The organism is Enterobacter sp. 301B (genome assembly GCF_003850715.1).
Lineage (GTDB): Bacteria > Pseudomonadota > Gammaproteobacteria > Enterobacterales > Enterobacteriaceae > Enterobacter > Enterobacter intestinihominis.
The window spans coordinates 62845-71854 of the sequence record NZ_PQTC01000019.1 but is presented as its reverse complement, the minus strand read 5'-3'; the positions used below and the strand labels follow the sequence as shown (position 1 = coordinate 71854).

The following is a 9010-nucleotide window of genomic DNA, read 5'->3' as shown; positions in this document are numbered from 1 at the left end:
GATAAAATCAAGGCGTTGCATAGGTCGGGTCTCAGTCCAGGGCATAGCGAGTCTCCTCTTCTATGCCAGTTATAACTGTTACCCATGTATCCGGTCTAAAGTGTTACCCATGTTTCCGGTTCATACCCTTCGCTGACCGGGCCTACAATACTGATGACGACAACCACGGCCAGCTCCGCGCTGGCGACGCCGGTATCGCGATCGTTTTGCGGATGCACGCTGTTACAGACGTCGCTGCGGCGGCTGAAGTAGTGGCAGAAATATTCGATCTGGTCGAGATAGACGTTCGGCGTGCTCACTTCGACGTAAGTCTGTCGAGAGCCAGCGCGTGGCGCGGGTGTGTTAAGCATGGTACGCTCCTGTTGTCTTTTCACTCTCGTGAATCAATTTCAGGCGCGCTGCTTTATCGGAACTGACAATCGCTGTCGCGTTTTGGACACGGTGCGGTGTTTTGCCGGATGGCGGCTACGCCTTATCCGGCCTACGTTCGTAGGCCCGGTAAGCGTAGCGCCACCGGGCAACCCGTGCACAGGGCTAGTGCGCTCCACCGCCCCCGCTACCGGCACCAAACGGTGGTTTGGCAAACCACACCAGCCCCAGCAGGACGATGAAGATCCCCGCCGATATCCAGAAAATCTCGTTTGCCGAGATAATCAGCCCCTGGTTGGTGATCTGCTGGGCAAGCCAGCCGGACGCCTGCTGCTCCGTCATCCCCATCCCCTCAAGCTGGCTATACATCTGCTGAGCGTTAGGGTTGAACGGGTTCACCGCTTCGGTCAGTTGGGCATGGTGCATCGCTTCCCGGTTGGTCCACAGCGTGGTGGTGATCGATGTCCCGATGGAGCCCGCCAGCGTACGGGTGAAGTTCGACAGGCTCGATGCCGCCGCCATCCGCTCAGGCGGCAAGCCCGAAAGCGTAATGGTGGTCAGTGGCATAAAGAAGCACGCCACAGCAAAGCCCTGAATAAACTGCGGCCACGCGGAGGCGCCAAAGTCCATTCCCGGTTCAAACGTATACGCGCGCCAGTAGAAGCACACGGCGTACATGATGAAGCTGAACGTCACCAGCCTGCGCATGTCGAGCTTATGGGCGAAACGGCCAATAATCGGCGACAGCAGAACCGGAATTAACCCCACCGGCGCGGAGGCCAGCCCAGCCCAGGTTGCGGTATAGCCGTACACCTCCTGCAACAGCTGCGGCAGCAGAACAATCGCGCCGAAGTAGAGCATATAGGCGAGGCTGATACAGAGGCAGCCGATGGTGAAGTTTCGCGATTTAAACAGCGAGAGGTCGACTATCGGATTTTCGTCCGTCAGCTCCCAGACAATCAGGAAGCTAATGGCAACCACGGCGACCACCGTCAGCACGATGATTTCCGTAGAGGCGAACCAGTCCAGCTCTTTGCCGCGGTCGAGCATGATTTGCAGGCTGCCGATGCCGACAACCAGCAGTGCCAGCCCGATGCCGTCGATCCGCCGCTGTTCGGTCCGCGTTTCGCGACCACGCAGAGACTGTAGTGTCATCAGCACCACCAGCGCACCGATGGGTACGTTGATGAAGAAGATCCAGCCCCAGTGATAGTTATCGCTGATATAGCCGCCGAGGATTGGCCCGCAAATTGGGGCGACAATCACCGTCATCGACCACAGCGCGAGCGCGATGGAGCGCTTGGCGGGCGGATAGTTGTTCAGCAGCAAACTCTGCGATAGCGGAATCAACGGCCCGGCGACAATCCCCTGGATGACGCGGAAGAAAATCAGCATCGTCAGGCTGCTGGACATGCCGCAAGCCCAGGAGGCCAGCACGAACAGGATCGTCGACCAGAGGAACAGCTTCACTTCACCGACGCGCTTCGCCAGCCAGCCGGTGATGGGAATAGAGATGGCGTTCGCCACCCCGAATGAGGTAATGACCCAGGTCCCCTGGCTCAGCGATGAGCCAAGGTTCCCGGCGATCGTAGGGATCGCCACGTTTGCGATGGTGGAGTCCAGCACCTGCATGAATGTCGCCAGCGACAGCGCAATGGTCATAATGACCAGCTGCGCCCCCTCAAGCGGTTTTTGCGGCTTTTGCTGTTGCATAACGCTCACCTTCGGCTTAACCGGCGTTTGCCTTAACGATGTCATCGATCAGCTTATTGACCGGATCGAGGCTAATTTCACGGGCGTTACTTTCATAAGCTGGCGTGCTGCGCACCTGGCTTGCGAGGATCTGACCGTCGCGGTTGGCGGTATCGACCGTCACCAGCGTGGAAAGGCCAATTCGCAGCGGATGGTCTGCCAGCTGCTTAGGATCCAGCTCGATACGTACAGGCAAGCGCTGTACCACTTTGATCCAGTTGCCGGTGGCGTTCTGTGCAGGCAGCAGGCTGAACGCGCTGCCGGTCCCCATGTCCAGACCGACTACTTTACCGGTGTACTTCACGTCATCACCGTAGATATCGCTGACCACGGTTGCGGTCTGGCCGATACGCATATGCGCCAGCTGGGTCTCTTTGAAGTTCGCGTCCACCCACAGGTTGTTCGCCGGAACGACCGCCATCAGCGGCGTGGTGGTGCTAATTTGCGCACCCGGCTGCACGGAACGACGGGAAACGTAACCGGTCATCGGGCTGACGATTTTGGTACGTTGCAGGGCAAGCCATGCGTTACGCACTTCGGTCGCCGCCTGTTTCACCGCCGGCTGGTTTTCCAGAGAGGTGCCCAGCACCATCGCCTGGTTGGCGTTGTACTGTTGGATCGCCACGTCCAGCTGCGCCTGTGCGCTCGCCACCGCATCGCGGGCGTGCTGCAACTCTTCACGGCCAATCAGGTTGGCGGTGCCGAGAGGAACACGACGCTTGAGGTCGCTCTGCGCCTGGGCCAGGGCCGTTTTCTGCACGTCGATATTGGCCTGAAGCTGTTTGCTGTTGATCATCAGCTGGCGGGTCTGGCGAACGCTGGAGGCCAGCGCCGTCTGTGCTTTTTCAAACGCCTGTTGGGCGTCGGTCGGGTCGAGCGTGACCAGCACATCCCCTTTTTTCACAAAGTCGGTGTTGTCAGCCCAGACTTTCGTCACGCTGCCTGACACCTGCGCCATGATTTGAACCTGATTCCCTGCCACGTATGCATCGTCTGTCTCTTCAACATGACGCAAGACTAAAAACCAATAGATCCCATATGCCACGGCAATAATAATAAAGAGCAAGGTCAGCAGAATAAGGGCGCTCTTACGTTTGCCCTTCTTGTTGACCGGTTGCTGCGGGGGGGTGTTCTCCGCATTTGCGCTCATTGTTGTTCTCCACGATCTTTTTATTTTCACATCGGCTGAGCCGACCTGTTGTCAGAAAGGCCAGCAGTTTCACGTGCTGGCCTGTCAGTTTTTCTTTTGCAATCTGGAATGTTGAGCGGATCGTCGCGTTAGCGCAGCGCCTCAAGAATGACGCCATCTTCATCCATCTGGTCCAGACGGGTGAGCAGCTTGCGAGTAATGTGCTCAAGCTGGTCGCGCTCGGCGGTGCTGAGGGCAGACCAAAGCTGGTGCAGGCAGTTATGCTGCGGTGGCAGCACTTCGCGCAGGAATTCGTGACCTTTCTCGGTCAGTTGCAGATGCAGGCAGCGGCGATCGTTATCGCTCTCACGGCGCTCTATCCAGCCGCGCTTCTCCAGCTCATCAGCAATACGGGTTGCATTGGTACGGGATGAACCCAGCGCGCAGCTCAGTTCAGACGGCTGAATGCTGTGGTTTTCCTGAGACTCAAGCGTAATCAACGCCATAAACAACGTCTCGTTAATCCCTTGCGCTTTCAGCATCTTGTTACGATTTTCCAGCAGCTTACCCTGCATGTGCATGCACAGGCGGGTCAGCAGGATCTCCTGATATGGGAAGTCCTCATGACGACTGGCGCGGAACTTAAGCATTTGTTCAATGGGCGTAAACGAACTATCCATTTTGGGCATAACCTCATTAATTACAGCCGATATAGTAACGATAGTGACAAATAATGTAAATGAATTATTTGTGCGGTTATATCCGCCAAACGTATGTCACCATCAGAAAGCGCCGGGTAAATCCGTGACCCGGTGAGCACAGAAAGTGTGGGGTGTGTACCCGCGAAAGAGGGGATGTGAGGACTGGGGTCTGAACTATTCATGCCGGTAGTAAATATGTCACCCACAGTAAAATTTCTGGGATAAATGATTACCGTTACCTTAACAGATGCAGGCCCCCTTTACACCCCAGGGGGCCCAAAGCAATGTAAAACTTAGTGAATTGCTTCCTGGCGGTGATAGCCGCGCCACCATACCAGCAGAGTTATCGCCGCCACGATGGCGCCGATTGCGCACACGCCCGTCCAGCCCGCATGCTGCCAGGCGGAGGCTGAGATTAGCGAGCCCGCCGCGCCGCCGATAAAGTAGCTGGTCATGTACCCGGCCGTCAGACGGTTACGGGCGTCTGGTTTCACGCGGTAAATCACGGTCTGGTTGGTGATATGTACGCCCTGCACGGTGAGGTCGAGTACCAGAATACCGACAATTAGCGCCAGCACTGAGACGTGTCCGTACCAGATAGCCGCCCATGAGAGCAGGAGTAAAACCAGCCCTGCGGAGGTGGTCATATGCGATTTACCTTTGTCGGCCAGGCCACCCGCCGGGCGCGCGCCCAGTGCGCCAGCCGCGCCTGCCAGCCCGAACAGGCCAATCACGCCTTCTGAGTAGTTAAACGGCGGCGCGGCGAGCAGAAACGCCATCGACGTCCATAAGATGCTGAAGTTGGCGAAGGTGAGACACCCCAGAACGGCGCGTGTGCGCAGGAGTTTATCCCGGGTGAAGAGGCTGAAAACGGAGGCGAGGAGCTGCGGATAGTTCAGGTGATTCTCCTGCTTCACCTTTGGCAGGCCGCGCCACAGGGCCAGCGCCATGATAACCATCAACACGCTTGCCACCCAGTAAACGGTGCGCCAGCCGCCGAGGCTCGCCAGCAGCCCGGCAACGGTTCGCGCCAGCAGGATGCCCAGCAGCAGGCCGCTCATAATAGTGCCAACCACTTTGCCGCGTTTTTCCGGGGAAGCCAACGTCGCCGCGAGGGGAACCAGAATTTGTGCCACCACCGAGAACAGCCCCGTCAGCGCGGTACCGATAATCATCATCGTTAACGACTGGCTGCTGGCGGTGATCAACATCCCGCCTGCGGCCAGCAGCGTCATGGAGACGATAAGCATCCGGCGCTCAAACATATCGCCTAATGGCACCAGGAACAGCAGCCCGGCCGCATAGCCGAGCTGCGCAGCGGTGACGATAAAGCCGGCGGAGCTGGCTGAAAGATCGAAAGCACGCGCGATAGTATCAAGCAGAGGTTGCGCGTAATAGTTGCTGGCGACGGCCAGTCCCGTTGCCACGGACATTAAAAGGATGAGTGCGGGGCTAAGCCCTTGAGTTGTTTTTGTCATTTGTTTCAGGAATCGTAAGTTAAGTGATTATTTTTCCGGAAACATAATAACCAATGATTGTGAATGTTGGGGGATTGTTACGTGGTGGATTGTGCGGTTTAGGTTGGGTGCGGTTTGATCCCCTCACCCTATCCCTCTCCCCAAAGGGGAGAGGGGATTTTATACACCCTCTCCCCTTTGGGGAGAGGGCAGGGTGAGGGGTAGTATTTTTACTTCTGCGCCTCAAGCGCCTCTTTCACCCAGCCATCGAACTGCTGCTGGTGGGCTTTGATCCAGCCATCCACGTGGCCTTTGATATCTGCTTCGGATGATTTACCCGCGTGCATCATCGCGTTCTGGGCGTTAATGTCTGCCAGCGGCAGTTTCATCACCGAGAACAGCTTCGCCGCCGCCGGGTTTTTCTCGGCCCAGGCTTTGTTCGCCACGATATGCATGGTATTCACCGGGAAGCCATAGTTCATGCCGTTTGGCAGTTTGGTGTCGATATCTTTCTGCTCGCCCGGCAGGGAGGAGAAGGGCACCTGCAACCACACCACGTCTTTGCCCGGCTTCAGCACGTCGCTCACCCAGTAAGGCGTCCAGGTGTAGTAGATCACCGGCTTGCCTTCTTTAAAGCGGGCGATGGTATCGGCCATCATCGCAGAGTAATTGCCGTGGCTCACGTCGACGGTCTTCGCCAGATCGAAGGCTTTGTTCTGGTGGTTAATCACCGCTTCACAGCCCCAGCCCGGCGAGCAGCCCATCATGTCGGCTTTGCCGTCACCGTTGGTATCAAAGAGTTTGGCGATCTTCGGATCTTTCAACTGTTCAATATTGGTGATGTGATACTTATCGGCGGTTTTCTTGTCGATCAAATATCCCTGCGCAGCGCCGGTCACAAAGGTGCCTTCGCGGTAGAATTTCTTGTCACCGCCTGCGGCGGCATACATATCGTCGTGCAGCGGCTGCCAGTTCACGGCGGTAAAGGTGGCATCGCCGGAGGCAATAGAGGTATAGCCCACGTTGTAATCCACTTCACTGGCGGTATTCACCGTATAGCCCAGTTTCTCCAGCGCACGGCTGACAATCTGGGTCTGGAAGGACTCTTCCGAAATGGTGCTCTGCACCGGCTGCACGGTAATGCCTTTGCCCGGCAGGTCAGCGGCAACTGCGCTGGTGGAGACAAGGGTCGCAAACGCTGTGGCAAAAAGTACGTTATGTCGCATCGTTGTTCCTTATTTTGTGAATGGGCGGGTGAGTAACCCGACAGGGCCGGTGGTATACCAGCGACGGTTGCCGCGACTGCGTGAATCACGACCGACAGCCTGGGTCAGGCGGTCAAGAATGATGGCGAGGATCACAATCCCGACGCCGCCGACGGTCGCCAGCCCCATATCGAGACGGCCAATGCCGCGCAGTACCATCTGACCTAACCCACCAACGGCAATCATTGAGGCGATCACCACCATCGACAGCGCCAGCATCAGCGTCTGGTTAACACCTGCCATAATGGTCGGCATCGCCAGCGGAAGCTGAACCTTAAACAGCATCTGACGTGGGCTGGCGCCAAACGAGCGTGATGCCTCTATCAGATCCGCAGGCACCTGGTTAATGCCCAGAATGGTCAGGCGAATAATCGGCGGCAGGGCAAAGATAATGGTCACGACCACCCCCGGTACGTTACCGATGCCGAACAGCATCACGATAGGCACCAGGTAAACGAACGCTGGCGTGGTCTGCATCGCATCCAGCAGCGGGCGGATAATTTTTGCGGCCCGGGGGCTGCGCGCCAGCCAGATCCCCATCGGCAGGCCGATCGCCACGCAGAACAGCAGGGCGGTCAGCACCAGCGCCAGGGTGATCATCGCCTGAGACCACGCGCCAATCGCGCCGATGGCAATCAGGGAGATCAGCGTGGCGATCCCCATACCCGCGCTGCCGAACTGCCATGCGATTAGCGAGAACAGGATAATCGCCACCGGCGCGGGCATGCCCAGCATCAGCTGCTGGAAGCCGTTCAGGATGTAATCCACCGGGATGCGGATCCCCTGGAACACCGGACGGAAGTGGGTAACGACCCAGTCGATCCCCTCCGTTACCCAGCTATCCAGCGGGATCAGCGTCTTGTGGAACGGATCCATAATATTGAAATGCTCTGGGGCAGGCGCCGGTGCGCTGTTGAGCCAGTCTGCCGCGCCGCCGCCATCGGCAGGCGCAGGCGTCGACCCCCACGCATCGGCAGATTGCGCCGCGCTGTCCGCTGCTTCAGTGGTGCCCCATGGGTTTGATTGATCAGCCATTGTTTGTCCCCTCGCGATCTAAAGCCTGTAGCAGCATCCGTTTTGAGATGATGCCAATGTACTGTTGTTCTTCACCGACAACCGGCACGGCGCACGGCGCCTGACCCACGTGAGAGAGCAACTCGCTGAGCGGCGTTTCGGCGTCCACGGCAAGCGGAGCGTCAATCAACGCCGCATCGATTCCCTGGTTTTCGCTCAGGGCGGTTTTCAGGGAGTCGATGGAGACAACGCCGACAAATTTATTGCCGCGTTCAACCAGATAACCGTATTCACGGTCTTCGTCCTGCAACAGCTTCAGCGCGGAGCGCGGACCAAAACCTGGCGTTTTTCGAATAATGCCGTTTGGTGTTCGACGGGCAATATCTTTCGCACTGAATACGTGGCTAATATCCACGCCGCGGAAGAAGGTGCGCACATAATCATTCGCCGGATTATTGAGAATTTCATCCGGTGTGCCGACCTGCACCACTTCACCATTTTGCATAATGGCGATACGGTCGCCAATACGCATGGCTTCATCCAGATCGTGAGAAATAAAAACAATGGTGCGCTGATGTTTGGCCTGTAATTTTACCAGCTCATCCTGCATCTCGGTGCGAATTAAGGGATCGAGCGCCGAGAAGGCTTCGTCCATTAATAAAATATCCGGATTAATCGCTAATGCGCGCGCTAATCCCACGCGCTGACGCATACCGCCAGAGAGCTCATCCGGATACGCATGAGCATAATTTTCCAGCCCGACCTGACGCAGTGCATCAAGGGCTTTTTCCTGACGTTCCTGAGCGGGCGTGCCGGCTAACTCCATGCCAAAGGCGGTATTATCGAGTACCGTCATGTGCGGCATCAGTGCAAATGACTGAAACACCATCGCAATTTTCTTTCTGCGCACCTCGCGGAGTTCCGCGTCTGATATTCTGGCGATATCAACGCCGTCAATCAGCACCTGTCCGCGGGTGGGTTCAATCAGGCGATTGAGAAGGCGAACCATAGTGGATTTACCCGAACCGGATAATCCCATGATGACAAAAATCTCGCCTTCTTCAATGGCCAGACTGGCGTCTTTAACGCCAAGCGATAGCCCGGTTTTTTCCAGAATTTGCTCTTTCGAAAGGCCTTTCTCAATATATTTGAAAGCACGCTGCGGGTGCTCGCCAAATACTTTATAAAGATTTTTCACTTCTAATTTAATTGCCATGCAATAGAGAGTGTCCTGTTATTTGTTTATGTCGATATGATTACCATGGTAAATAGTTAACTGGCATTACCCTAACATACTCAGAATCTGAGACAACCCTGGACCTG

At 56.6% G+C, this 9010-nt stretch carries 7 protein-coding genes and 1 pseudogene; all 8 read right to left on the bottom strand.

What is annotated here, in order from left to right:
* Positions 1-161 precede the first annotated feature (161 nt).
* Positions 162-305: pseudogene (locus C3451_RS24605) on the bottom strand (hypothetical protein); the annotation flags it as partial.
* A 229-nt stretch (positions 306-534) separates the two neighbouring features.
* Complete coding sequence (gene emrB / locus C3451_RS18925) at positions 535-2082, bottom strand: multidrug efflux MFS transporter permease subunit EmrB (protein ID WP_022649134.1); 1548 nt, start codon at positions 2080-2082, stop codon at positions 535-537.
* 16 nt (positions 2083-2098) lie between these two features.
* Positions 2099-3271 (bottom strand): multidrug efflux MFS transporter periplasmic adaptor subunit EmrA, encoded by a 1173-nt coding sequence (emrA, locus tag C3451_RS18920; RefSeq protein ID WP_022649133.1) that lies wholly within the window; start codon positions 3269-3271, stop codon positions 2099-2101.
* Positions 3272-3399: 128 nt separating this feature from the next.
* Entirely contained in the window at positions 3400-3930 is a 531-nt protein-coding gene (gene emrR / locus C3451_RS18915) for a multidrug efflux transporter EmrAB transcriptional repressor EmrR (protein WP_017694792.1), read from the bottom strand.
* A 314-nt stretch (positions 3931-4244) separates the two neighbouring features.
* Complete coding sequence (locus C3451_RS18910; RefSeq protein ID WP_045622873.1) at positions 4245-5429, bottom strand: MFS transporter; 1185 nt, start codon at positions 5427-5429, stop codon at positions 4245-4247.
* Between the two features lie 209 nt (positions 5430-5638).
* Positions 5639-6634: a glycine betaine/L-proline ABC transporter substrate-binding protein ProX gene (gene proX / locus C3451_RS18905; RefSeq protein WP_017382774.1), complete on the bottom strand. Its 996-nt coding sequence runs from the start codon at positions 6632-6634 to the stop codon at positions 5639-5641.
* A 9-nt stretch (positions 6635-6643) separates the two neighbouring features.
* Entirely contained in the window at positions 6644-7708 is a 1065-nt protein-coding gene (gene proW / locus C3451_RS18900; protein ID WP_022649132.1) for a glycine betaine/L-proline ABC transporter permease ProW, read from the bottom strand.
* Entirely contained in the window at positions 7701-8903 is a 1203-nt protein-coding gene (proV, locus tag C3451_RS18895; protein ID WP_023298446.1) for a glycine betaine/L-proline ABC transporter ATP-binding protein ProV, read from the bottom strand. Before proV ends, proW begins: the two co-directional genes overlap by 8 nt.
* Positions 8904-9010: the final 107 nt, after the last annotated feature.

Excerpts from the sequence above, each read along its gene's own strand:
- proX (WP_017382774.1), bottom strand. The coding sequence starts at position 6,634 with ATGCGACATAACGTACTTTTTGCCACAGCGTTTGCGACCCTTGTCTCC.
- C3451_RS18910 (WP_045622873.1), bottom strand. The coding sequence starts at position 5,429 with ATGACAAAAACAACTCAAGGGCTTAGCCCCGCACTCATCCTTTTAATG.
- proV (WP_023298446.1), bottom strand. The coding sequence starts at position 8,903 with ATGGCAATTAAATTAGAAGTGAAAAATCTTTATAAAGTATTTGGCGAG.
- emrR (WP_017694792.1), bottom strand. The coding sequence starts at position 3,930 with ATGGATAGTTCGTTTACGCCCATTGAACAAATGCTTAAGTTCCGCGCC.
- emrA (WP_022649133.1), bottom strand. The coding sequence starts at position 3,271 with ATGAGCGCAAATGCGGAGAACACCCCCCCGCAGCAACCGGTCAACAAG.
- proW (WP_022649132.1), bottom strand. The coding sequence starts at position 7,708 with ATGGCTGATCAATCAAACCCATGGGGCACCACTGAAGCAGCGGACAGC.
- emrB (WP_022649134.1), bottom strand. The coding sequence starts at position 2,082 with ATGCAACAGCAAAAGCCGCAAAAACCGCTTGAGGGGGCGCAGCTGGTC.